The sequence below is a fragment of the Dyadobacter bucti genome (assembly GCF_005869225.1).
In the GTDB taxonomy this organism is placed as follows: domain Bacteria; phylum Bacteroidota; class Bacteroidia; order Cytophagales; family Spirosomataceae; genus Dyadobacter; species Dyadobacter bucti.
Genome location: NZ_SWFP01000008.1, coordinates 238,105 through 263,479 on the forward strand (window position 1 = coordinate 238,105; position 25,375 = coordinate 263,479).

General features: G+C 45.4%; 22 protein-coding genes. 11 read left to right on the forward strand and 11 right to left on the reverse strand.

Features of this window, described 5'->3' with window-relative positions; all coding sequences use genetic code 11:
* Nucleotides 1-48: 48 nt before the first annotated feature.
* The 3 genes from FBF61_RS25015 to mraY all read left to right on the forward strand — a co-directional run bounded on the left by FBF61_RS25015 (nucleotide 49) and on the right by mraY (nucleotide 4,989).
* Nucleotides 49-2,193, forward strand: a complete 2,145-nt coding sequence (locus tag FBF61_RS25015; protein WP_138482481.1) for a PASTA domain-containing penicillin-binding protein — start codon at nucleotides 49-51, stop codon at nucleotides 2,191-2,193.
* 8 nt (nucleotides 2,194-2,201) lie between these two features.
* On the forward strand, nucleotides 2,202-3,683 hold the full coding sequence (locus tag FBF61_RS25020; RefSeq protein ID WP_138482483.1) for a UDP-N-acetylmuramoyl-L-alanyl-D-glutamate--2,6-diaminopimelate ligase: 1,482 nt from the start codon (nucleotides 2,202-2,204) through the stop codon (nucleotides 3,681-3,683).
* A 91-nt stretch (nucleotides 3,684-3,774) separates the two neighbouring features.
* On the forward strand, nucleotides 3,775-4,989 hold the full coding sequence (gene mraY / locus FBF61_RS25025; RefSeq protein WP_138482484.1) for a phospho-N-acetylmuramoyl-pentapeptide-transferase: 1,215 nt from the start codon (nucleotides 3,775-3,777) through the stop codon (nucleotides 4,987-4,989).
* A 101-nt stretch (nucleotides 4,990-5,090) separates the two neighbouring features.
* Here mraY and FBF61_RS25030 read toward each other — a convergent pair whose 3' ends face one another.
* Nucleotides 5,091-5,666 (reverse strand): DUF4136 domain-containing protein, encoded by a 576-nt coding sequence (locus FBF61_RS25030; RefSeq protein ID WP_138482486.1) that lies wholly within the window; start codon nucleotides 5,664-5,666, stop codon nucleotides 5,091-5,093.
* 90 nt (nucleotides 5,667-5,756) lie between these two features.
* On the reverse strand, nucleotides 5,757-6,791 hold the full coding sequence (gene aroB, locus FBF61_RS25035; protein ID WP_138482488.1) for a 3-dehydroquinate synthase: 1,035 nt from the start codon (nucleotides 6,789-6,791) through the stop codon (nucleotides 5,757-5,759).
* A 288-nt stretch (nucleotides 6,792-7,079) separates the two neighbouring features.
* Between aroB and FBF61_RS25040 the strand changes: the two genes are divergently transcribed.
* A complete protein-coding gene (locus tag FBF61_RS25040; protein ID WP_138482490.1) occupies nucleotides 7,080-8,135 on the forward strand; it encodes a VOC family protein in 1,056 nt (351 codons plus the stop codon).
* Here FBF61_RS25040 and FBF61_RS25045 read toward each other — a convergent pair.
* On the reverse strand, nucleotides 8,132-9,112 hold the full coding sequence (locus FBF61_RS25045) for a 1-acyl-sn-glycerol-3-phosphate acyltransferase (protein ID WP_138482492.1): 981 nt from the start codon (nucleotides 9,110-9,112) through the stop codon (nucleotides 8,132-8,134). The genes FBF61_RS25040 and FBF61_RS25045 overlap by 4 nt on opposite strands.
* A gap of 155 nt (nucleotides 9,113-9,267) precedes the next feature.
* On the opposite strand from FBF61_RS25045, the gene FBF61_RS25050 reads away from it, so the two are divergent.
* A complete protein-coding gene (locus FBF61_RS25050) occupies nucleotides 9,268-10,308 on the forward strand; it encodes an aminoglycoside phosphotransferase/kinase family protein (protein ID WP_138482493.1) in 1,041 nt (346 codons plus the stop codon).
* A 45-nt stretch (nucleotides 10,309-10,353) separates the two neighbouring features.
* Complete coding sequence (locus FBF61_RS25055; RefSeq protein ID WP_138482495.1) at nucleotides 10,354-11,202, forward strand: TIGR01459 family HAD-type hydrolase; 849 nt, start codon at nucleotides 10,354-10,356, stop codon at nucleotides 11,200-11,202.
* 64 nt (nucleotides 11,203-11,266) lie between these two features.
* Here FBF61_RS25055 and FBF61_RS25060 read toward each other — a convergent pair whose 3' ends face one another.
* Nucleotides 11,267-12,259, reverse strand: a complete 993-nt coding sequence (locus tag FBF61_RS25060; protein ID WP_138482497.1) for an N-acetylmuramoyl-L-alanine amidase family protein — start codon at nucleotides 12,257-12,259, stop codon at nucleotides 11,267-11,269.
* Nucleotides 12,260-12,412: 153 nt separating this feature from the next.
* On the opposite strand from FBF61_RS25060, the gene FBF61_RS25065 reads away from it, so the two are divergent.
* The gene (locus tag FBF61_RS25065) at nucleotides 12,413-13,954 is read left to right on the forward strand and encodes a YifB family Mg chelatase-like AAA ATPase (protein ID WP_138482499.1); all 1,542 of its coding nucleotides are present in this window, start codon (nucleotides 12,413-12,415) and stop codon (nucleotides 13,952-13,954) included.
* Nucleotides 13,954-14,511, forward strand: a complete 558-nt coding sequence (locus FBF61_RS25070; RefSeq protein WP_138482501.1) for a Uma2 family endonuclease — start codon at nucleotides 13,954-13,956, stop codon at nucleotides 14,509-14,511. Before FBF61_RS25065 ends, FBF61_RS25070 begins: the two co-directional genes overlap by 1 nt.
* A gap of 5 nt (nucleotides 14,512-14,516) precedes the next feature.
* Here the strand turns inward: FBF61_RS25070 and FBF61_RS25075 are convergent, their stop codons facing one another.
* The 3 genes from FBF61_RS25075 to FBF61_RS25085 all read right to left on the reverse strand — a co-directional run bounded on the left by FBF61_RS25075 (nucleotide 14,517) and on the right by FBF61_RS25085 (nucleotide 17,430).
* Nucleotides 14,517-15,329, reverse strand: coding sequence for a hypothetical protein (locus FBF61_RS25075; RefSeq protein ID WP_138482503.1), 813 nt, complete (start codon nucleotides 15,327-15,329; stop codon nucleotides 14,517-14,519).
* A gap of 143 nt (nucleotides 15,330-15,472) precedes the next feature.
* On the reverse strand, nucleotides 15,473-16,294 hold the full coding sequence (locus tag FBF61_RS25080; RefSeq protein WP_138482506.1) for an enoyl-ACP reductase FabI: 822 nt from the start codon (nucleotides 16,292-16,294) through the stop codon (nucleotides 15,473-15,475).
* Between the two features lie 116 nt (nucleotides 16,295-16,410).
* Entirely contained in the window at nucleotides 16,411-17,430 is a 1,020-nt protein-coding gene (locus FBF61_RS25085) for an alpha/beta hydrolase (RefSeq protein WP_138482508.1), read from the reverse strand.
* Between the two features lie 108 nt (nucleotides 17,431-17,538).
* On the opposite strand from FBF61_RS25085, the gene FBF61_RS25090 reads away from it, so the two are divergent.
* From FBF61_RS25090 to FBF61_RS25100, 3 genes are all read left to right on the forward strand, one after another.
* On the forward strand, nucleotides 17,539-18,225 hold the full coding sequence (locus FBF61_RS25090) for a response regulator transcription factor (RefSeq protein ID WP_138482510.1): 687 nt from the start codon (nucleotides 17,539-17,541) through the stop codon (nucleotides 18,223-18,225).
* A gap of 136 nt (nucleotides 18,226-18,361) precedes the next feature.
* Nucleotides 18,362-19,342, forward strand: a complete 981-nt coding sequence (hemB, locus tag FBF61_RS25095) for a porphobilinogen synthase (RefSeq protein WP_138482513.1) — start codon at nucleotides 18,362-18,364, stop codon at nucleotides 19,340-19,342.
* A gap of 141 nt (nucleotides 19,343-19,483) precedes the next feature.
* Nucleotides 19,484-21,013, forward strand: coding sequence for a M28 family peptidase (locus tag FBF61_RS25100; RefSeq protein ID WP_138482515.1), 1,530 nt, complete (start codon nucleotides 19,484-19,486; stop codon nucleotides 21,011-21,013).
* Between the two features lie 50 nt (nucleotides 21,014-21,063).
* Here FBF61_RS25100 and FBF61_RS25105 read toward each other — a convergent pair whose 3' ends face one another.
* The 4 genes from FBF61_RS25105 to FBF61_RS25120 form a co-directional block, all read right to left on the reverse strand.
* Nucleotides 21,064-21,804 (reverse strand): hypothetical protein, encoded by a 741-nt coding sequence (locus tag FBF61_RS25105; protein ID WP_138482517.1) that lies wholly within the window; start codon nucleotides 21,802-21,804, stop codon nucleotides 21,064-21,066.
* Nucleotides 21,805-21,828: 24 nt separating this feature from the next.
* On the reverse strand, nucleotides 21,829-24,012 hold the full coding sequence (locus FBF61_RS25110) for a S9 family peptidase (RefSeq protein ID WP_138482519.1): 2,184 nt from the start codon (nucleotides 24,010-24,012) through the stop codon (nucleotides 21,829-21,831).
* A gap of 156 nt (nucleotides 24,013-24,168) precedes the next feature.
* The gene (locus FBF61_RS25115; RefSeq protein WP_138482521.1) at nucleotides 24,169-24,351 is read right to left on the reverse strand and encodes a type II toxin-antitoxin system antitoxin; all 183 of its coding nucleotides are present in this window, start codon (nucleotides 24,349-24,351) and stop codon (nucleotides 24,169-24,171) included.
* A 1-nt stretch (nucleotide 24,352) separates the two neighbouring features.
* A complete protein-coding gene (locus tag FBF61_RS25120; protein WP_138482522.1) occupies nucleotides 24,353-25,216 on the reverse strand; it encodes an SPFH domain-containing protein in 864 nt (287 codons plus the stop codon).
* Nucleotides 25,217-25,375 lie beyond the last annotated feature (159 nt).

Here is a 25,375-nt window from a genome sequence, read left to right on the forward strand (position 1 = left end):
TGACAGACACTCAACTTTTCATCATCAATATTTCTTTGCAAACAAGTAATGAGGAACGACATTGAAAGCGGTCAGAATAATAAAAAGGCCCTGATCAACCGGGCGAGGACCGTGGGGTGGCTGTTGTTTTTACTGGCGGTACTGGTTTTTGCAAAATTGATCCGCGTTCAGTATTACGACACATTTAAGGGGAAAACCTGGGCTGAATACTCTTTAAAAAATGACCTCAAGCTGGACACCATACCCGCTATGCGCGGCAACATTTATTCCAGCGATAACAGCCTCCTGGCTACTTCATTGCCTTATTATTATGTAGGCTTCGATACAAAAGTGCCTGACTCGGCCTACTTTAACAAAAACCTCGACAAACTAAGCGCTTTGCTGGCCAAAAATTTCGGAGAAAATACCGCCGATGGTTACAGAAGCAAAATATTACGCTACCGAAACAGCAAGACGAAACGGTATCTGAGATTAAAGTCCAGACAAATCACACATCTGGAAAGGGAAAAAATAAAAGAATGGCCATTTTTCACAAAAGACCGCAAAGGAGGTGGTGGAAAATTTGAGACAATTTACAAACGATACAAACCATTCAGTCCGCTGGCAGACCGCACTATTGGCGGCATTGACCCAAAAAGCGGGAGAGGCTATATTGGGATAGAGGCAAGTTTCGACAAGGAACTGGAAGGAAAATCGGGCATAGAATGGGTTGAAATGGTAGAAGGTGGTGTAAAAATCCCTGTTGGAGATGCACTGAACGTACAGCCCGAAGCCGGTAAGAACATTTATACTACGCTCGATATGAGCTACCAGGATATGGCCGAAATTGCGCTCAGACGAAAACTGACAGAGATGCAGGCTGATTTTGGATCAGTGGTGGTGATGGAAGTAGCGACCGGGGAGATTAAAGCGATGGCCAATCTCACAAAACGGGGCAATGATAAATACGAAGAAGTCTTTAATTATGCTCTCGCAGGAAGCAACGATCCCGGCTCTACGTTCAAGCTGGCGACAATGATGGCATTGCTGGAAGAAACAAAAATGAACCCGGATCAGGTTACCGTCAATACCGGCACGGGTGCCATGCGATTCAGAAACCATACTATAAAAGACGCCCACCGGGGTGGTTTTGGCACGATTACCGCTTCTCAGGTACTCGAAAAATCCTCCAATATTGGTATTGTGTTATTAATGCAGCGGTATTTTGCCACAAAACCTGACAGTTATCTTAACTACCTCAAACGGTTCCACCTGACTGTGCCCACCGGAATCCGCATGAAAGGGGAAAAGCCTCCGCTGATCCGTGACCGGTCGTCCAAACACTGGAGCAATTATTCGCTCTATTTTATGGCGCATGGGTACGAAATGCAAATGACCCCGCTCCAGACGCTGGCATTTTACAACGCTGTGGCCAACGACGGTTACTGGGTTCGCCCGATGATCGTACGCGAGATCAGAAATGCAGAAGACGTGGAAGATAAAATGATCCCGTACGTGGAAGAAAAGCCGATCTGCTCTCCAGAGACGATCCGAAAAGTGAAGAAGATGCTGGAAGGCGTTGTGGAAAACAGTCTGACAAAAACAGTCAAAAACGACCTTTACAGAATTGCCGGTAAAACAGGAACTGCGAGAAAGCTTATTAACGGTGTATATACAGAAGGAAAAAACTATACTTCGTTTGCCGGCTACTTTCCAGCCGACAAACCCAAATACAGCTGCATTGTCATTATTGACAATCCCAAAAGTTCCGGCGCGGACTATACCCGGTATGCCGGCAGTGTTGCGGCTCCGGTTTTCAAGGAAGTGGCCGACCGTATTTATGCTTATGACGTCAGCATTCAAAAACCTTTGAAAGACTCGGTTCCCGAAGTTTCGCAGGACGTAAAATGGGCCGGTAAAACTTCAGACCTTCAGATTATCAGCAAAGAACTGAAACTTACGCCCGTACCCGAAGATAAAGAATATGCCGCAGGTTCGCTTTTCAAAAAAGGGAAGACGAAATGGCAATCGCGCAGCATCGATGCTAGGGATATCCCGAATCTTCAGGGAATGCCCATGCGCGACGCTTTGTATATCATGGAAAACAAAGGATTCACCGTGACATTCAGAGGTTCAGGCAAGGTGGTGGAGCAATCGCTGCCGCCAGGTTCAAACAGGTCGGGGATCAAAACAATCCTTTTAACATTACAGTAATTCCTTTCATGGAAACCAATCAGGAAAAAAAATTAGGCGATATTCTTACCGGCATCGCCGACGCGACGATCATTGGCAGTCCCGATGTTCCGGTTAAAAATATCATTATAGATTCAAGAAGGGTTTTGCCCGGAAGCTTGTTTGTGGCCCTCCGCGGCACGCAGACGGACGGACATCAGTTTATCGGCACAGCCACCGAAACCGGCGCAAGTGCGATTCTTTGTGAAGAACTTCCGCAGCAAACAAGCGACAACGTAACTTATGTTGTTGTGCCTGATTCGGCGGCCGCAATGGGCCAGATCGCCTCTGCTTTTTACGGGCATCCTTCCAGGAAACTTACGCTGGTAGGCGTAACCGGTACAAACGGAAAAACTTCAGTAGCCACTTTTCTTTTTCAGCTTTTCCGCGCGCTGGGATATCGGTGTGGACTCTTATCGACGGTTCAAAATCAGATCGAAGACGAGGTGATTCCTTCCACGCATACCACCCCCGACTCGGTTGCGTTGAACCAGCTTCTTGCCAAAATGCTTGAAAAAGGCTGTTCCCATGTTTTTATGGAGGTTAGCTCCCACGCTGTCAGTCAGCACCGCATTGCCGGACTACATTTCGCAGGTGGGATTTTTACCAATATCACGCACGACCATCTCGATTTTCACAAAACTTTTGACAATTACATTAAAGCCAAAAAAGGTTTTTTTGACCAGCTGCCTAAAAGCGCGTTTGCCCTGGTGAATGTGGATGACCGACGCGGAACGGTAATGGTGCAGAATACAAAGGCAAAAGTGGAAACATACTCGCTGCAGACCCTCGCATCGTTTAAGGGGAAAATCATTTCCGATACTCTTACAGGTATGCACATGGAGATCAACCAACAGGAGGTATGGTTCAGGGTGATCGGGAGGTTTAATGCTTATAATTTGCTTTCTGTGTACGGAGCGGCGTTGTTGCTGGGAGAAAAAGCGGAGTCGGTGCTGACAGAACTATCCAATCTGAAAAGCCCTCCGGGCAGGTTTGAACAGTTTCATTCCGCCGACAACGTTGTGGGGATCGTAGATTACGCACACACGCCGGATGCACTGGAAAATGTGCTGGAAACAATCAACCATCTGCGGCACGGAAACGAAAAAGTCATCACCATTGTGGGATGCGGTGGAAACCGTGATGCGGAAAAACGTCCGAAAATGGCCGCTATCGCATGTAAATACAGCAATAGGGTGATTTTGACTTCTGACAATCCCCGTTATGAAGAACCTATGGATATTCTGGAACAAATGCGAAAAGGTGTTCCTCCGCTGGACTATAAAAAAACGGTGGTGATCGAGGACCGTAGGGAGGCGATCAAAAAGGCAGGCGAAGAAGCAAATCCGGAAGATATTATCCTTATTGCCGGAAAAGGGCATGAAAACTATCAGGAGATCAAAGGGGTAAAGCACCACTTTGATGATAAAGAAGAGCTTTTGGAAATTTTTGCAAAAAGATATTCAAGCTGACTCAGGAATTCGATCCTTAATAATCTGCTGACCTTTTGTGTAATCTTCGAAAAGAAGCAACTTTGCATCTGTCATCCCAATACGTTTTTACATGCTCTATTATCTATTCGAATATCTCGACAAAAATTTCAATATTCCCGGTGCCGGTGTATTCCAGTATATATCGTTCAGGGCTCTGGGCTCAACGGTGTTATCCCTTTTCATCGCCGCTACATACGGAAAGTCGATCATCAATTTTCTGAGAAAAAAGCAAATGGGTGAATCCATCCGTGACCTTGGGTTGGCAGGTCAGATGGAAAAAGCCGGAACCCCAACGATGGGCGGGTTTATTATCCTTGCCTCTCTGTTGATCCCCGTACTATTGTTTGCCAAGCTTAGCAATGTGTATATTGTACTGCTGATCATCACCGCCGTCTGGACAGGCATGATCGGCTTTGTAGATGATTACCTTAAAAAATTCAAAAACAACAAGGAAGGCCTTCACGGAAAGTTTAAAATTGTCGGGCAGGTCGGTCTGGGACTTATTGTCGGCGTGACCCTATCTTTTAACGACAACGTCCGGATACGCGTGTATGACCAACCCCTGCTCAGCTCCAATCTGGGAGAAATCCAGCGATACCGGGATATCATTCACCCTACGGTAACTACCATACCATTTATCAAGAACAATGAATTTGACTACAAAACCCTGTTATTCGGCTGGCTTCCGGAAGAATACACCTGGGTGATTTATACCATTGTAGCCATTTTTATTATAACAGCTATTTCCAACGGTGCAAATATCACCGATGGGATCGACGGTCTGGCAGCGGGCGTTTCAGGGATTATTGCGCTTACTTTAGGCGTCCTGGCCTATTTATCAGGTAATACCAAGTTTTCGCAATACCTGAACATTATGTACATCCCAAATTCGGGAGAACTCGTAATTTTTTGTGCTGCGTTTATCGGGGCCTGTGTCGGGTTTCTCTGGTATAATGCATATCCAGCCCAGGTGTTTATGGGTGACACGGGTAGTCTGATGCTTGGAGGGGTGATTGCAGTTATTGCACTGGCGATCAGGAAAGAATGGTTGATCCCCTTTATGTGCGGGATTTTCATAGCCGAAAACCTATCTGTTATTGTACAAGTCAGCTATTTCAAGTACACCAAACGCAAATACGGCGAAGGCCGAAGAGTGTTCCTCATGTCGCCGCTGCATCACCACTATCAAAAGAAAGGAATTCACGAATCAAAAATAGTAACGCGTTTCTGGATCGTAGGAATTATCCTGGCGATTTTGACGCTTGCTACCTTGAAGTTGAGGTAAAAAAGAATGTCAGACTGAGCGTCGAAGTTGCTGGAAAGCCTTCGACTCCGCTCAGTCTGACATTAGGTCATAAGGTCATTTATTGTTATCCGGATGATCTCTTACCGTCCTACCTGCTCACTGTATCTCCTCGGATCATACCCTTTTGCAAAGAGCGGGTATTGGTCAAAAATACGTCTTACGACACTCCGGTAGTGGTTATTTGAATTTTCAACGCCTTTAAATATGCCGGAAGCGTATCCTCTCCACACCACCTGATCACTGTCCGCGTCAATCAGCGATACGATCAATGTCCCTTTATCCAGCGCATATTTGATAGGCTCATAACGGAAACCATCGTTTTCCGTATCCACCCAGTTTTTAATCACAGGCTGCATGTATCCCTGGTAGCGCAGGTTATCATAGAATATCCCGTAATTAACCAGCAGAGTAGGTTTTTCAGCAGTAAGCTTATAACCCCTCACCTGCATCTGACGGCGGATCGCCTCGTATATTTCCGTGCAAAGATTATTCGTATCTCTTTCGCACTCCAGAAACGTATAGGAGGAGTAATCTTTGAAATTGGTTTCATAACTATAATCGTGCTCCACAAACACTTTACGGCCACTCGAGCACCCCGCGATTATAACTACCAAAAGTAAAGCGGCATAGATTGTAACGGACTTCAACATAAGCATTTAATTTTTGTCAGGTTGTAAATAAATATTTAAGAATATCAAAAAATAATCTAAACCAGAACAATAGCTTATCCCAAAATCCACGTACAATTATCCCAAATAATAAGCTATTGATTTACGCATTTCAGAAGCAGAAACTACTATATCATAACCGCATTGCCCTGCTCCATTAAGCAATGAAAACCGTACTTCTTTTCCTTTATTTTTCTTATCCTGCCGCGTCAGTGCAATGATCTGCTCTATTTCCTCCGGCTTGATCTCCACTTTTCCATAGGTTGCGAAAAGGAATTCTTCAATATCCTGTAACGTCTGGGCATCGATCATTTTCCTTTCAAAAGACAAATAACTTTCCATGATCATCCCCACCGCAATCGCCTCCCCATGAAACAGTCTCTGGTTTTCTGTTTTGCCTAAAAACAATGTTTCCACGGCATGTCCTAGCGTGTGCCCAAAATTCAGGATCTTCCGCAAGCCTTTTTCCGTCGGGTCCTGCTCCACCACATTCTGCTTAATTTTCACCGAATGTGCAATGAGGTCATTCCAGTTCTGGTATTCAAAATCTTTTTGTCTGATCTCGTTCCATTTTTCAGCGTCTGCGATCAGGCAATGTTTGACTATCTCCGCAAAACCCGAACGTATTTCTCTTTCGGGCAAAGTTGTCAGAAAGTCAGGATCTATCAGTACTGTTTTTGGAATATTAAAAACGCCTAAATGGTTTTTAAATCCTTGAAAATCAATCCCAAGCTTACCTCCTACGCTTGCATCTACCTGAGAAAGAAGTGTCGTCGGCACCTGCACAAAATCTATTCCACGTTTATAAACCGCTGCGCAAAAACCGCCCATATCCCCGATCACCCCGCCGCCTATATTAATCACCAGTGCGTGTCTGTCCAGCTCCTCACTGGTCATCGCCTCCCATATCTTTTCGCAGGTTGCCAATATTTTAAATGACTCGCCACTGGGAACGGATATCAGCTTATGTTTTGGCAAAATCGTCTTTAATGCAGGATAACAGTGTCTTTTTGTATTGTTATCCGCTACAACGACTAATTTTGAATACTGTTTTGAACTTAAAAATTCAGGTAAACTCTGGGTAATCGGTGCAATAACTACAGACTGGTTCATTCTAACTTTAATTGAGACCGTCCGTCGTATATACGGCGAGAGCAGTCAAATGGATGCGTTGATTTTCAGGTTTTTAAAATAAAATTCTGAAAATCTCTTTTAAAGATATGAATTATTATGTTTATCTCTTAATCAATTAGGTCTTGTGTTGTGAGAAATTTTTCCACATTTTTTTGATTTTCCGTGCAATATCCTGCCGGAGGTCTGATTTCCTTTTTTATTTTGTAAAATTGCCGTCCGTTTAACCGGATTGAGATCTGATTCCTAAATTTTAATCTATAATCAATAATGAGTGCGCCGCTAATATCAGGAATTCAACAAGTTGGAATTGGTGTTCAGAATGCACCTGAGGCCTGGCAATGGTACCGCCGTATCCTGGGCTTCGACGTGCCTGTTTTCGATGAAAAGGCCGAAGCGCCTCTGATGACTCCTTATACAGGCGGAGCTGTACACGCCCGTCATGCGATCCTGGCGATTAACCTCGCTGGCGGTGGCGGTCTTGAAATATGGTCTTTTACCAGCCGCACTTCCCAGCCCGCCAATTTCAAAACCGAACCCGGAGACCTGGGTATCAATGCAATCCGGTTCAAATCGCCGGATGTAAAAAAGGCGCACGAATGGCTCAAAAGCCAATCCAAGGAAGCAGTAGGCCCTTTGGTTGCCCTACCCGAGGGCGAAGGTTTCTGGGGAACCGATCCTTATGGCAACACATTCCAGATCACTGGTGACGCATCCTGGTTCCAAAAAACAGGCAAACCGGTAGGAGGGGTTGCCGGCGTTGTGGTAGGTGTGACGGATGTCGACAAATCCCTTGTTTTCTATAAAAACCTGTTGCAGCCGCTCGAAGTTGTTTATGATAAAACCGGCGTCTTCGAAGACTTGCCAACATCTATTCCGGGTCAGCGTTTCAGACGAGTATTGTTGAGAAAAAGCTTTACTCCGGAGGGTGCATTCAGCAAACTGCTTGGTGATGTTCAGATTGAGCTGATACAAGCGCTCGACCGTACGCCCAAGAAGATATTTGAAAACCGTTTCTGGGGTGACTGCGGCTATATCCACCTTTGTTTTGATACGCTTGATATGGATACGCTCAAGACCAAGCTCCAGGCCCAGGGATATCCTTTTACCATTGACAGTGAAAAGTCATTCGGAATGGAATCTGCGGCAGGCCGTTTTGCTTATCTGGAAGATCCTGATGGTACTTTGATCGAACTGGTGGAAACCCACAAACTGCCAATCCTGAAAAAAATCGGCTGGTTTCTTGATATACAAAAAAGGAAACACCAGCGTCCGCTACCCGACTGGATGCTGAAAATGATGAGACTGAACAGGGTTAAGGATTAATTGTACCTCGCCCCAAACCAAGCTAATACCGGCAGCACGAAAAATAACGCGATCCCAGCCTGCCAGCCAGCAAAAACACCAAGTATAATAGACAGCAGCGTTACAATGATGGGATAAATATAGACCAGCAAGCCAAAAAGCACTGAATCATAAAATACCGATCTGCCCGTCAGCTTCGCGGTTTTCTTTACAAAAAATGAATACAATGGCCGGTGAATGGATCTGCCCAACCAGCCGATTGCCTTTAACAATGCGCTGCTGGTATGGGGAGCGTCACAATTCCCAAAAAATGCATTTAGCCTGGTTTGATGCTCTTCTCGCGGCAAGTCCGCAGGTATGGTCAGGATTTCGGCATTCATGCGCAGGTCCAGGATTTCATTGAATTCGCGCAGCCATTTTTCATATTCCAGCGGGCTCGTCCCGATTTCCTCCTTATTGATTTCTTGGCCAAAACGCAGGAAAACCCTTTTACCCGGCCCTCTGAAATGTTCATAATTGAGTCCGGTCGGGATCACTTTCATATCATTCAGAGCATCATCACCATACCAGGTCTGGTAAGCCATGCGCGCTGTACCTTTTCCAAGCGGACGCAATTTCCATTCATTCACACAAATCCCCTCCGAAAAAACTACCACTGCATCGCCTTTTTTGAGTGCATCGTGGCTTTCTCGGGTGGTAACATCATGATTTTTCACATTGTGCCTTCCTTCAGAGCCACGAAAAACGGGTATCAGCTTGATCTGCCGAAGCCAGAAAGCAGCCGAAGGCTTTTTGAAAACGTCGCCCCGGGTGAGGGTATGGATCGGCTGTTGCAGGACGGAACCGATAACAACCGCATCAAAGAACGAATCGGGATGGTTAGAAGCTAAAAGCAGTGGCTTTCCGACAGGCAGTTTATCAAGATTGGCAACGCAAAGCTTTTTTAAATAAATAGGCAATGCAAAGCGGATCAGGAAACGGGAGAAATAGTAAAACAAAATATAACTGGTAAGTTTGACGCAAAATTATTTATTATTTTCGATCCATACACCCGTTTCCGCGTTCAACTTCTTTGAAGTTGTTACCTTTGAAGCAGTTTCAACTTTCGCAGGAGAACACATCGGCGTCCTGCAAGGCCTAATGAAGATCAATAATGCGTTTAAAAGATTATCCCGAAATTATCCGTACGGCCTGGGCAGGGTTTGATAATTCTATCGGTGTGAAATTTGTTGAGGATATCAGTGCCAAAGTATCAACCAATCACGTTTTCAGGGTCACACTCGACAATGATGATAAAGTAATTGCCAAGCTTTCCTATTTCGGAAAATACGAGCATTTCAAAGAGGATCACCGCATTATCCAGACGCTGGCCAACAACCTCCTGTTTCCTTATGAAAACGTTCTGGCGAGGTCTCTTATGAAAAACAATCAGGTTTATACCTATCGTTATCAGGAGGATTTTGTCGATACCTGGGTAGTTTTTTACAATCCGATCCGGGCTATGAACCGCATGCCCCGCAGATTGAATGAGGATCAGATCAGGAAACTGGGGACGGAAGCCGCCAAGTTTCATCAGGCGTGTTTCAGGGCAGGAAAATCCATTCCGAAATCTTCCAAAAACCTGCGCACAGACATACAGCATCTCCTGGATATTCTTGAAACCGATACCGGGAAATACGAACATCGCGGTTACATCCAAACCCTGAAAAGACAATGCGATATTTTCATGAAAAATATCCAGCGGCTGAATGTAAGTTCATTCGACCTGATGCCCGTTTTTGTGGACTGGAATATCGGTAACTTTTCTGTGACCGAAGATCTGAAATTTTATTCACGTTGGGATTACGACTGGTTCAGGGTGTCGTCCAGGATCATGGATTTCTATTTTTTCAGTCGGGTCGTTTCCAATGTCGGTGACCGTACGGTTTTCAGTTATCTGATGGGGCCGCTGATGGAAGACCGTTTTATGATATTTCTTCAGGAGTATCATAAAGTATATCCTTTGACTGAGAAAGAAGTACGTTTTATGAAGGAAGCCTACCGTTTCTTTATCTTGAACTATGTGATCAAATACGGTAAGTATTTCTTTCACAGATCCTATTGCACCAAATTGCAAAAGGAGGCTTACGAGCTTTATTTTCCTTCCATCGACGGTTTCGATGCAGAAAAAATCCTTAGAATATTAAAAATATAGGGACAACATCAGATATCCCTCTTTTTACTCCAAGACACCAGCCCTATGATATTAGACAATTTTAAATCTGTTTTGTCAAGATATGAAGTTATTTTCTTTGATGCTTTTGGTGTTTTAAAAACATATAATGGCCTGATTCCGGGCATTGAAAATACCTTTGCCTACCTCCGGGAGAATGGCAAAGATTTTTATGTGGTCACCAATGATGCTTCCCGCAGCCCCGAGCAGCTTGCAGAATCCTATGTACGGCTGGGCATCGACGATGTTACACCCGATCGCATTATTTCATCGGGTATGCTGGCCCGCGAATACCTTGATTTGAAAGTAAGAAAAGGGATTGTTGCTTATCTCGGAACCGATAATTCCGCACATTACATCGCCACACAAGACCTGAAAACGCTATCGATCAGAGAGCTGGACCTGAATTCCGTAGCTGATGTAAACGCGTTGGTATTTCTGGACGATGAAGGTTTTGACTGGAATACAGACCTGACCAAAACGCTCAACCTGCTCAGAAAAAGGAATATTCCTGTAATTGTCGCCAATACGGACAAAACTTACCCCGCGTCCAAAAGCCGTTTATCCATAGCCGTTGGCGCCTTGGCCAAAATGGTGGAAGATACTATCGGCAGACAATTCATACGATTTGGAAAGCCGGATCCTCAGATGTTCATTTTTGCGTACCAGCACATCAAAAATTATCCCAATGTCAGCAAACGGGATATTCTCATGGTAGGAGATACCCTCCACACCGACATTTTGGGCGGGAACAAGTTCGGGCTTGATACTGCCCTGGTATTAACCGGTAATACCCAGGCAGAAGATGCGGAAGTCCGGATCAGAAGTACAGGTATTATCCCGACGTACATTTGTGTATCCGCAGTGGTGGAATGATATCTAGCGGCATCCGGTTATGAAATGCGTGGCAAAGGACAAAAAATGATATGTTGAGCATTCCTCAGGGAAATGCGATATAGTACTCTTTTACCCGCTGCGCCTCCTGCTCCGATTCTTTCGTTTTTCCTGTCTGCATTAAAATCCTGGCACGATTTGCGTGACAGCGAGCAGCAACATAGGAGTCGGGAAATGAGCGGGCAGACCTAGTAAAAAGTTCGTATGCTTGCTGTAAGGAAGTTGAATCCTTTCGTTTTATCAACTTTTCGCCTTCCATAAAATCCTGCTTCCAACGCTTGGCGATAGGAGTCATGCGTTCGGCTTCCTGGAAAACCTTGAACGCGGGGATAACCGGTACGATGGAGTTTTTAGGCTGTATTTTTTCGATTGGTTTTGAGAAAAAAACTTCGAGGGCCTCCGCATATGCACTGGCTTCTTTTTCATTGTAATCCGGCAACTTTAAACGCTGCTCTTCCTGTGCATTTGTAAAAAACGACGCTTCTGCGAGAATCGCCGGGATACCATAAGTATTACGCAAAACCGACGCGCCCAACTCGGCAAAAACCGTAAAATCGGAAACGACGGAAACCGGTGTTTTACTTTTATACAAATGCTTCAGCAAACGGGAAGCCAATGCTTTTCCCAATGCAACACTCGCCTGATTTTCAGATCCGTTACCATGAAAATAAATAATCGGAAAATTGACGGAAGAGTCCGCGGTAGCATTATGATGGATCGAAACAAAAAGATCGGCCTTGTTATCCAGCGCCAGTTTTGCACGCTCCGGCAATGTGACGATTTTATCTACTGTCCGGGTCATGATCACCGTCGCACCTTTGGCTTCCAGCTTTTTTTGAAGCAGTAATCCCACCCTCAGATTAACCCACTCTTCCCGCTCGCCCGCACGTCCCACGCGGTAACTATCAGTAAGTGCAGTTCCGCCGTGACCAGGATCGATGCAGATGATTTTTCCTCTGAGAGTACTGCTATTTTCCTGACCTGAGACCACATTTTTTAACCCGAAAAACAGGCAAAGCAGAGCAATATATTTGTTCATGAGACAGATATCGACATTTTTCAATAAAATAGGGATGTTTTGGCTGATTGACAAGCAATCTTCAATTAATGATTTGTTTCTCCGATTTCCTGCTATTTTTGCCGAAATGCTTGAATTGAAATCCCTCATTAACCATAAAATTTATACACACACATGTTAGCAAAAACCTTCGGCAGCACCGTCTCCGGTGTGGACGCCACAATGATCACCATTGAAGTAAATGTAGCCCAGGGAATAGGGTTTTTCATGGTCGGTCTGGCCGATAGTGCAGTAAAAGAGAGTCAGCAGCGCGTAGAGGCTTCTCTGAAATACTTCGATTACAAAATGCCCCGCCAAAAACTGGTCGTGAACCTGGCTCCTGCGGATATACGTAAGGAGGGCTCTGCCTATGATCTGCCTATTGCACTGTGTATCCTGCAGTCTTCCGAGCAGCTCATTTGTGAACGAAACCTTGAAGACTATGTGATTATGGGCGAGTTGTCGCTTGATGGCATTTTAAGACCTATTAAAGGCGTTCTCCCTATCGCGATCGAAGCAAGAAAACAAGGTCTGAAAGGATTTATACTACCTGCGGAAAACGCCCACGAGGCTGCTATTGTGAACAACATCGATGTCATTCCTGTAGAAACGCTTACAGATGCCATTGCTTTTTTTGAAGGAAAGTCGGATATACAGCCGCTGGTTGTTGACACGCGGGATTTGTTTTTTACTTCTCAGAATGAATATGATGCTGACTTTGAACACGTACAGGGTCAGGAAAATATCAAGAGAGCACTGGAAATCACCGCAGCCGGCGGGCATAATGCCATCATGATCGGACCACCGGGTGCCGGAAAAACCATGCTTGCAAAACGTATCCCAAGCATTCTTCCCCCGCTGAGCCTGCCCGAAGCATTGGAAACCACAAAAATTCATTCAGTAGCCGGTAAACTCGGGAAACGCGCCACGCTGGTTTCAAGACGTCCTTTTCGCGCGCCGCACCATTCGATCAGTGATGTGGCATTGGTAGGTGGCGGTGGTTTTCCTCAGCCCGGGGAAATCTCTCTGGCACACAATGGCGTACTGTTTCTGGACGAGCTTCCTGAATTTAAAAGAACAGTTCTGGAAGTAATGCGGCAGCCGCTGGAAGAACGTAAAGTCACTATTTCGAGGGCAAAAATGACGGTTGAATTCCCATCGAATTTTATGCTGATCGCCAGTATGAACCCTTGTCCGTGCGGCTATTACAACCATCCCGATAAAGAATGTGTTTGCGGGCCCGGTGTTGTGCAGAAATATCTGAATAAGATCAGCGGCCCTTTGCTCGACCGCATTGACCTGCACGTAGAAGTAACCCCTGTTTCCTTTGACCAGATCGCTTCTACCCGGAAATCCGAAAGCAGCGAAAGTATCCGTAACCGCGTGATCAAGGCCCGGGAACGGCAAACAGAAAGGTTTAAGGACAAAAAGGAAATTTACTCCAATGCCATGATGCCGCCAGAAATGGTAAAGGAAATATGCATTATCAGCGATCCCGGTAAGGCTCTTTTACGGACGGCGATGGAAAGGCTGGGTTTGTCGGCCAGGGCTTACGACCGCATCCTGAAAGTATCGCGGACCATAGCAGATCTCGCAGGAAGTGATGATATCAAGGTTGAGCACCTCGCAGAGGCGATTCAATACCGCAGCCTGGACCGGGAAAATTGGGCTGGGTAATGGAAAGATTTGCATTTTATAACGACGTCACCGAACAGGAAAAAGTAGAGTTTATCAATGGCGAAATCATTGTTCATTCTCCTGTTACCAAAAGGCATAATGCGGCGAGCGGGTTGTTGTACAGGCTCCTAAGCATATATTGCGGGAAAAACGATCTGGGTTTTGTGGGAATTGAAAAGATCATGATCACGTTGACCCGCAATGATTACGAACCAGATATCTGTTTTTTCAAAAAAGAAATATCCGCAAATTTCACCGAGGACCAAACATTATTTCCCGCCCCGAATCTTGTAATAGAAATACTTTCTGAATCGACAGAATCAAGAGACAGAGGCGTGAAATTCAAAGATTATCAGGCACATAAGATTGAAGAGTATTGGATTATTGACTCTGAAAACCAGACTTTGGAACAGTACCACCTTAGAGGCAATGAATATGACCTTGTATTGAAATCTTCACAGGGCCCAGTCACTAGCTTTGCAATCGATGGTCTTCGGATTCCTATTTCAGCCATTTTCGACGGAACTGAGAATTTGAAGACTGTTGCTGGTTTATAGAATTCCTACAACTCCTCAATACTGACCCCTCCTAACTCCTGAAACAGCGTTTGCCAGTAATGGGTAACGTGCGGGTTGTTTTCTTTGACGGATGCTGTCGGTTCGAAAGGGGAAACAATGGTCACCTGCGGAGAACCGATTGTATATTTTGCAAGCTGTTTGATGTCTTCTTTGGCAGCTGCCTCGGCCTGGTTATCGTCTACCGGTGGTTTGATATGAAAATCACGGCGACCGGACCCCTTTACGCTTTCAACCATGTCGCTGAAATAATACACCTTTACTTCCGATCCGTCTTCGCCCGCTTTGGCGATGACCGGCAGGCTCGCCCAAATATCCGTCGACTGGTTGGAAGCGCCTGTGTTCTGCTGGTTCATTTTGGTCAGCAATTGTTTCAGGTAAATGCCTTTTTCGCGTTGCAGAGCCAATTGAAAAGCGGTTTCAATTCCTTCGCGGTCAGTTGCATTGGCACCTTCGAGGTTATCTTTTTCACTGCGAACGGTCAGGGATAAGGCGCGGGCCTTGGAGGTATTTTCATGGATAAAATATACTTCCAGCTTGTCGCCTTTGTTTTTCATATTGTTTTCCACAATATCCGTCAGCGCCTGGCGGTACTTTTCATTCACGTAACCTTTGTTCACATTCACGCTTTGCGTTTTATCCAAAAAAACCAATGTGTGAACTGTTACTGGCGGGGCGGTGGCGGCAGTTTCCTTTTCGCCTCCGCAGGAAGCCAACAGCATGAAAAATCCGAAAAAAAGGATGTACTTCCAGTGAAGCAAATATGTCTTGAAAATAGGGTGGGTTACCGTGCGATCCATGTTGTTCAATTATTTAGCGAAACTAATTAGTTCACAAATATCATACAACGCGAAACGGCTGACGAGTTGATTTATTTTACCAAAAAAACAGAAACCCCTCGGAACCTAGCTCCAAAGGGTTTTTATAACTATCATCTAAACTCTTATTTGTGCTGATTCTGTATCATTTCAACCAGTTCTTCGGATATGCCTGTTGACGAATATCCTCCGTCGTGGTAAAGGTTTTGCATGGTTACGAAACGCGTCAGATCCGAGAACAAAGTAATTGCGTAATTGGCACAATCGTCGGCAGTAGCGTTTCCAAGCGGGCTCATTTTTTCTGCAAAGTCGTAGAAAGCGTCGAAACCTTCGATTCCGGAACCTGCTTTTGTTTTGGTAGGGGACTGAGAAATGGTGTTTACACGCACATTTTTCGCTTTTCCGTAACGGTAACCATAGCTGCGGGCGATACTTTCGAGCACGGCTTTGGCTTCGGCCATATCACTGTAAAAAGAATAGGTACGTTGTGCGGCGATGTATGACAATGCCACAACCGAGCCCCATTCATTGATTGCATCCAGCTTTTCTGCTACCTGCAGGAATTTATGCAGGGACAATCCCGAAATATCTATCCCTTTCTGAAACCATTCGTAATTCAGGTCGCCATAGGATTTGCCCTTACGCACATTGACCGACATACCGATCGAATGCAATACGAAGTCTATTTTGCCCCCCAGAATCTCTACGGACTGTGTAAAAAGATTTTCTATATCTTCAACTGACGTAGCATCAGCAGGGATAATCTGTGCATCACATTGCTTCGCCAGATCATTGATTGCGCCCATCCGCATTGCGATCGGAGCATTGGTCAATGTAAATGTGGCCCCTTCTTCCTTTGCTTTTAATGCCACTTTCCACGCGATCGAGTTTTCGTCGAGTGCACCTGATATAATTCCTCTTTTTCCTTTTAATAAACCGTAAGCCATGGTTCCTTTTATTATTGATTAATTAGGATAAATGTCCGTTTAGGGCGGCAAAGTAAAGCAATTTTGATGGGTTTAACCAGATTCTTTATGTTACTGGTCTTTTCCCGGGTACCATTTCAAGGCTGCAAAATGTTTTTTTCTACTGGTTTAAGACCAAGCTTTTGCTGAAAAAACTCATCCGTCGCCTCATACACGCCCTTCACATCTTTCGACCGTAATCTGGAACTGATCACATGATCGCCGGATTCAGGAAATGCCTTAAGTACTTTCAAATTTTCGGGCGTACCGAGTTCAGGAAACATATTCTGAATAGCCTTCACAGAAACCACCTCATCCTGCTCTTTTTCATTTTTATAATAATACCCTACGAACGCCGGCATTTTGATTTTTTCAAAAACCTCCGGTCTGGATATCGCATCGATCATTTGCTGCAAGGTGATCAGGCCATTGGTATGATAACGTTGTAACCAGAACTTGGCACGTTCAGCGTCTTCGTCGGTTGGCTCACGATACTCTCCCATGACGGAATGCAGGATTTGCTTACCCCAGGGACCGGTGATCAGTTTCATGGAAGAGTTAGCCACCGCCATGCATGGCGAGTAAAGTACCAGACCTTTTATCTCAGGATGCGTGGATGCCAGATAAACCGACAACAGGCCGCCGGCCGATGTCCCGATCACAATTACACTGTCCCCGATAGCCTCGCCGATAGCCAGCGCCTGCTTGGCCCCGGCCAGAAAGTTTTCCGGTGTGAGATCCTCAAATGCTTCGGGATCACTGATACCGGCGTCATGCATACGCGCAAGGTATAAATTGGCTCCATATCTTTTTGCGAGATCCTTGTGTACAGGATCACCCTCGGCCCAGCTTGCGCCGAAACCATGTATGTAAACAATACTGTAAGGTGTCTTTTCTTTTTTAGAAGAATCTGCCCAAATAATTCTTGCCTGATTGTCAGGCTTTAAGAACGGAGTCGCTTTTTCTGTTTGGTTAATCTCTTCGTCGAGCTGTACAAGGTCGGCATTCACATTTGGCAGGGCTGGGGTGAGTTCCGCTTTGGAAACCCGCGGACCAGCGAGGTAGATAATGCCGAGAATCGCGATGACAGCGACGATCCATAAGAACATCTTTAACATTTTTTATGAATTAAGAAGGTTTCACACACTGGAAAGATCGTTAGTTTTAGGCAAATAATGAATATGCAGGTTTAGTATCTTGCAAACATAATTTTTAATATTTTACTAATGCCTAATCTTTTACTCGTTGAAGACGATACCAACCTGGGATCTCTGCTTCAGGAATATCTGATCGATAAAGGCTTTCCGACCGACCTGGCTACCGATGGCCAGAAGGGCTGGCAATCGTTTGTCGACAAAGCGTACGACCTGTGTATTTTTGATGTGATGATGCCAAAAAAGGATGGGTTTTCTCTGGCAAAAGAAGTGAGGATGAGCGGGCGGGATGTGCCTATTATATTTCTGACCGCAAAATCCATGAAGGAAGATACCATGCAGGGCTTCCGGGTGGGCGCGGATGACTATGTCACCAAACCATTTGACAGAGAAGAGCTTTTGCTTCGCATCGAGGCGATCCTCCGTCGCTATAAAAAACAACCCGATAACCGGGAGGAAGCTACCGTTTTCCAGATCGGCCAGTATAGCTTTGATTACAGCCACCAGCAATTGACGGCCAACGACAAATCTGCAAGACTTACCAGCAAGGAGTCCGAGCTGCTCAAACTTTTCTGCCAGAACCTCAACCAGCCCATCAGCCGTAGCTTTGCCCTTAAAACTATCTGGGGCGACGATTCCTATTTCAACGCAAGAAGTATGGATGTCTATATTACCAAACTGAGGAAATACCTCCGGGAAGACCCTACCATCCAGATCATGAATTTGCATGGAGAGGGTTTTAAATTGATGGTGGGGTGAACCAGGATGAAAGGGAGGATGGAAAAAGGAGGACGCAAAGAACTCTTGGTTTGGTGGATTGGTTAATTAAAAAGTATTAGAAATTAATTACCAAATTAAAAGCCGACAGCCAAAAGCTGATCGCCGAAAGCCCATCATGACCTATATATCCCGTCGCCCTAGACGCAATAGAAAATCTTCCGCTATCAGAGATCTGGTGCAGGAAACAACGTTACAGGTTTCCGATTTTATCTTCCCGATGTTTGTTCAGGAGGGATTTAATCAAAAAGTGGAAGTGAAATCGATGCCGGGCATTTACCGGTTTTCCTTGGACAATTTGCTGGAAGAGCTGAAAGAAGTTACCGATCTGGGTATCAAAGCCATCGATCTTTTTCCCAATTATCCGGAGAGCAAAAAAGACCGTTTTGCCTCGGAGAGCTACCACGAAAATACATTCTACCTCAAAGCCATTACGGCCATTAAGGAAAAATTTCCCGAGCTGGTGATCATGACGGATGTGGCCATGGATCCATACAGTTCCGACGGGCATGACGGCCTGGTTGAAAACGGGAAAATACTGAACGACGCCACGCTGGAAATACTGGGCAACATGTCACTCGCCCAGGCAAAAGCCGGTGCCGATATCCTCGGCCCAAGCGATATGATGGATGGGCGTGTAGGCTATATCCGCAGCCAGCTCGACAACCACGGGTTTACAGAGGTAAGCATCATGTCATACTCCGCGAAATATGCAAGCGCATTTTACGGACCGTTCCGCGATGCTCTGGAATCGGCACCCAAATTCGGGGATAAAAAAACTTACCAGATGAACCCGGCCAACAAAAGAGAGGCTTTGCTCGAAGCGGGGCTTGATTTTGAAGAAGGTGCTGACATGCTGATGGTGAAACCTGCCTTGTCTTACCTTGATATCATACGTCTGCTGGACGAAAATTTTGACATCCCCATTGCCGCTTACAATGTTTCCGGCGAATATGCAATGGTGAAGGCCGCCGCCCAAAATGGCTGGCTCGACGGCCAACGTGCCATGATGGAGATTCTGCTGAGCATCCGCCGCGCCGGGGCAAAATGTATCCTTACGTATTTTGCTAAGGAGGCGGCTGTGATCTTGAACGCATAGTGATTTGGTGTTCACCTTTTCTGGTCTGAGCAGGGTTGAAACCCTGCGTTGGGTGAAGTTTTTTGGCTAAATTGGGTCTCCGGACGATTTTGTCGATGTAGGCAAAATCGTCCGGCTGGCTTTTTAATCAATTCCAACAACATGAAAATAAAAACTTTACTACTCTGCATAGCTTCGTTGGCTGCTACCCAAGCGCCGGTTTTTTCCCAAAAGAAGAAATCGCTTCCTCCTGAATTCAGCATTAAAAAATCTGATACAGAAGGGCATATGCGGTTTCTGGCGGCGGATGAGCTTTTGGGCCGGCGGACTGGCGAGCAGGGAAACATGGTAGCGGCCCGATACATTGCTGAGCAGTTTCGCAAGTTTGGGGTTACACCAGTACCGGGCGTGACTGATGCTGGAACGACTTCATATTACCAGCATGTGCCTTTTGAAAAAATGGGCGCAAATGGAACCGGCGAAATCACAGCCGACGCGGATGTGTTGAAAAGCGGGACCGACTGGATATTAATGAGCGGCGACGCCGCTGACCTGAAATCTGAACTGGTCTATGCAAGTTATGGCCTGGAAAATGCTTCGAAAGGCTGGAACGATTACAAAGACCTCGATGTGAATGGCAAAATCGTTTTGGTCCAAAGCGGAACACCCGATGTACAGACACCAGCCGAAATGATTGCCTCATCAAGCGAAAAACGCAAAGTAGCGATTGAGAAAGGGGCTATCGCAATCATCGAGCTTTTCAATGCGCCTATACCGTGGAATGTAGTGAATAAATATTTTACCGGTGAAAAAATGGCTTTGGCTGCTGATGGTAGCGTAGCAAAAACGATCCCTCATGCCTGGGTCAATGGAAAAGAGGCGAATCTTACACGTGCCTTGCGGGGTGTAAAGGAAGTCACGTTTAAAACCAGCGGAAGAAAAGCCCAGCTTGTTAACAGTTACAATGTTGTCGGCTATATAGCTGGCTCCGATCCAAAACTGAAAGATGAATATGTTTTGCTCACAGCCCACTACGATCATATCGGGATTGGAAAACAAGGCGGACAACCATATACTCCCGAGGATAGTATTTTTAATGGTGCCCGCGACAATGCATTTGGCACAGTTGCACTGCTGAGCGCCGCCGAGTCTTTTGCCAAAAACCCTCCGAAACGCTCAATACTCATAGTAGCGTTGACCGGAGAAGAGGTCGGTTTGCTTGGAAGCCAATATTATGCGGCCCATCCGCTGCTACCACTTAACAAATGTATTTTTGATATCAATTCTGATGGTGCCGGCTACAATGATACTACTATAGTTTCAGTAATGGGATTGGACCGGACTGGCGCGAGAGCCGAAATGGAAACAGCCACCAAGGCATTCGGGCTTGGAATATTTGCAGATCCGTCACCGGAGCAAGGTTTGTTTGACCGTTCGGATAATGTAAGCTTCGCGAAGCAGGGTATTCCCTCGCCTACTTTCACGCCCGGTTTCAAGGAATTCAATGGGGATATCATGAAAAATTACCACCAGGTTTCTGATAATCCCGAGACAATCGATTTTAATTATCTCCTCAAATTCAGTCAGGCCTATACCTACGCGGCCCGGCTCATCGCCAACCGTGAAAAGGCTCCCCAATGGTCGGCAGGAGATAAATATGAAGAAGCAGCCAAGAAACTTTACGGGAAGTAATAAGGTAAACTGTCCGCCGGTGAAGTTGATCGTCGGCGGACAGTTGTCAATTATTTCGAATTGTAAAAACTGAACAGCCCGGATAGATCTTCTTCGCTTTTAAAATTTACATCATGCTCTTTGATGTAGTTTTCAACATCTGCACCCCGATCTTTCATCAATGCCAGAATACTTTTTTTGCTGACATTTAGCTTCTCCGGATTGTCATTCGAAACAATGTAGTAATCGCTCGCAACACGTACAATTGTGTTTTTCTCCCCGGTATTAAAGCCAGGATTGTAATTAGGTTTTGTGATTTTGGGATAGAAATATTTAACGAGCGTCAGTTTTCCCACTGCCAAAACTGATGCAAAGCCCGATAAAGGCTTTTCTGATTTGAATGTTGCCGCATTTACATAAGTTTCAGCATCAGCTCCATTTCGGATCGTGAATTTTTTCAGTTGGTTACCGCGAATAACCCGGATATCGTTCTTGCTTTTATCAACAAGCACCTCCAGTTCATTGTTCAGCACATTGTAACGTACCATTATTCCGGAAAGGCTGTCCGATTCCCCGCCACCGAACTGGGGTATTTTGTTTGTGAACTTTACATTTCCATTCTGCCACAAAGAATCTATGTAAAAATCACCGATCACATTGGAAACGGCCGTCGGCGAGGTCCAGAACACATCCGATCTTTGCGCATTAAGCCCACGTCCCGTGGCAATACCGACTTTTGTACCTTCGCTAACCTGCGCTGTTGCTTGAAAACCGAGGACACTTATTACTATTCCAAAAAAGAACCGTTTCATAGCTAGATCAAAATATTGCGAAAACTATTTGCCTCCCGGAGGGCAGTTTTTGTTTAGATAATCCGTAAACAGAGTTTTCAGATGCGCGGATGTACCCTCACCTTCATTGATACTGTGCGAGCGGTTTGGATAAGGCATAAACTGGAACACTTTGTTATGCTTTATCAACTCATTCACAAGCATTTCCGCATTCTGATAATGTACATTGTCATCGCCGGTCCCATGAATGTAGAGCAATTTTCCCCGCAGATTTTTAGCATGGGTGATCGGCGACCCTTTGATGAAATCCTCCTTGTTTTCCTGCGGAATGCCCATATAACGCTCCTGATAAATATTGTCGTAAGTAAGCTGGTTTGCAACCGCGGCAACTGCTATTCCCGTTTTGAAATGCTGCGGATATTGGAAAAGCAAATTCAGCGTAGATGAACCGCCTCCGCTCCACCCATGCACTGCCACTCTGCTCGTATCTATAAAAGGATATTTTTTGAACATCGCCACAGCCGCTCCATCCATATCTTTTATGTTAATGGTCCCGATATTTTTATAAATAGACTTACGCCATGCCCTTCCCTTTGGTGAAGGTGTGCCGCGATTGTCCATCGATGCGTATATGTAACCATCCTGCGCCATACTTCCGTTATAAAGGCGATTCCGGCCGGTTCCATAGGTATTTTTTACAGTACTTCCCGCTGCTTCGCCATACACAGTGAAAACGATAGGATATTTTTTTGTCGGATCAAAATTCATTGGTTTCACCATCCAGGCATCCATTTCAACACCCTCATCTGTTTTGACCTTAAAAAATTCGATGTCGATAGCAGCCGGCCTAATGCGCATCATGATTTGCTGGATAGAGTTCGCAGGATCTACCGGTTTATGATCGGGCAGCGTGACCCATTCCATCATGGGTGAAAGCTGGGCATTGGAAAAACTGTGCATCGCAAATTTGCTTTGCGGAGAAATGCTGTAGGTATGCCAGCCGGTCTGGTCTGCCGGAGAAACCCGCACCGCTTTCCCTTTTCCGTCCAGCGGGACTTTGTACAGATAGCTTTCCGTGGCGTTTTCAGGCGAGGCTATAAAATAATACACATTGTTCTTTTCATCGATCCTGACAGGGTTGATCATGTCAAAATTGCCCGCTGTAATAAGTGTTTCTTTTTTCCCGTCGCGGCTCACCCGGTAAACATGCCGCCAGCCGTCTTTTTCGCTTACCCACAGAAATTCCTTTCCGTTGTTAATCCAGTCCCAGCCCATCGGGTCATCTTCCCAGCGGCTCTTGATATCGATCCATGCCTCGTCTTTTTCGGAATAAAACGGCTTTGCAGTTCCTTTCTGAACGTCCACATAGAAAAGCGTACTTTCATTCTGCTTGCGGTTCAATTGCTGTACAACAAGTTCGCCAGGCTGTCCTGACCACTCCATTCTCGGCAGATAGGTATTTTGCGGATCTCCCGGAATGTTCATCCATTTTGTTTCGGCACTATTGATATCGATGACACCAATCTTGTACGGAGAAGGGGTTTCGCCAACCTTCGGGTACTCCACCGGTATATTGAAAGAATAAATAGAATCCGTAGTATTGATCATCAGGAAGTTGCGGATCTTTCGTGCGTCCAGCTGCCAGAAAGCGATGGATTTGCTGTCGTTACTCCAGCGGAAACCGTCCCGGCAGTCAAATTCTTCTTCATAAGCCCAGTCAAACGTTCCGTTGATCACTCTGTCGGTACCGTCTTTGGTTAATTGTTTGATCTCTCCGGTCTGGATATCTTCCGCGTATACGTTATGCTTGCTCACGTAGCCTACTTTTTTACCATCAGGAGAAAATTTGGCAAACATCATTGAAGATTCCGGGAGACCTTTCCCAAGTTGTTTCAATGTTTTGGAGGTAAGATCAAAAATCCAGTAGTCGCCCCGGGTCTGATAACGCCAAACTTTTTTTGCATTGGTATAAATCAGCACTTTATCTCCGGACTGGCTCATTGTATAGCTTTTGATATCCAGCGCCACTCCCGCACCCGAAGGTGTAAGCTGCTGCTTTGATACAATAACCTTCTCCTGATTGCCCGGCAGAGAGATTTCCATGATCTCACCTTCAACTACGTCCCGGAAACCGGTGCCTTCAGCCAGCCATTGAAAGGTAGGAGGGATTTGTGCAAAAAGCTGAAAAGAAAGAATTGTTAAAATAAAAGTCTTGATAATATGCTTCATCAGCGCTGTTAAAATTAGATAGTACAACAACTATAGTTTGCAATTTTAATACTTTGTTTTACAAAAACACCAATACTGCCCTGTTGATTAAAAATATACCGCTTCACACTATCTTACGTAAGACAATGAAAAGCGGTATAGCAATGGCAAGATAAATTATCCTGTTACATCCCCGGCTTCGTCTTCTTTTGCCTTCGTACGTTTCTTCTTTTTCAAAGCCTCGCTGAGCAGATACTCTATTTGTCCGTTCAAACTACGAAAATCCTGCTGTGCCCAGGCTTCCAGTTCCTTGAGCATATCAGGATTTACGCGTAGTACAAATGCTTTCTTTTCGGCCATATCAAGGATAAAGAGTTCCGGCGTTCAAAATGGGAGTTGCCGCTTTTTCACCGCATAAAACTACCAGCAAATTACTCACCATGGCAGCTTTGCGCTCCTCATCCAATTGTACAATCCCTTTTTCCGACAGCATGGCCAGCGCCATATCGACCATTCCTACTGCTCCGTTCACAATTTGCCGCCGTGCCGCTACCACTGCCGAAGCCTGCTGACGCTGTAACATTGCTCCCGCGATCTCGGGCGCATAGGCCAGGTGGCTGATCCTTGCTTCAAGTACATCAATTCCGGCGCGGCTTAGTCTCTCGGTGAGCTCAGCTTCCAGCATTTCATTGATTTTTCCGCTGCCGTCCCGCAATGTTACCTCCTGGATTTGCAGATCTTCATCTTCCATCGTATCGTATGCATAAATACCCGCCAGGTGCCTTACAGCAGCCTCAGACTGTATTTCTACATATTTGACATAATCATCCACCTCGAAAGAAGCCTTTGCAGTATCACCGACTCTCCATACTACCACCGCCGCAATTTCGATCGGGTTACCCAGCCTGTCGTTGACTTTCAGTTTTTGCCCGTTGAGATTCCTGGCGCGCAGGCTGATTTTTTTCCTGCGAAACAAAGGGTTTACCCAACGCAAACCATTTTGCTTCATTGTTCCCATATAATCGCCAAAAAACGTAGTAATAACCGCTTCGTTCGGATTGATCACTGTAAGTCCTATAAGTATAACGAAGCCAGTCAGTGAGATCAGGATGCCTAAAAACGGGGTTTCATCTGAAATCGAAAATGCAATGCCGCCAAAGAGCATCAACAGGCCTATTGCAAAGAGCAAATAGCCTGAAATCGAGCGTAGTTCTTTTTCAATCATAGTTGATATTGTGATAGTAAAATGATATCATAATATTATCAAATTCAATTCAATTTCCAACGCAGAAGTTGGACGTACAATTCAAAAAACCAGATAGCTGGCTCGGAGAATCCGTGAACGGCGATGGCAGGCGAATTTTTCAATTATTAAAAAAGTATT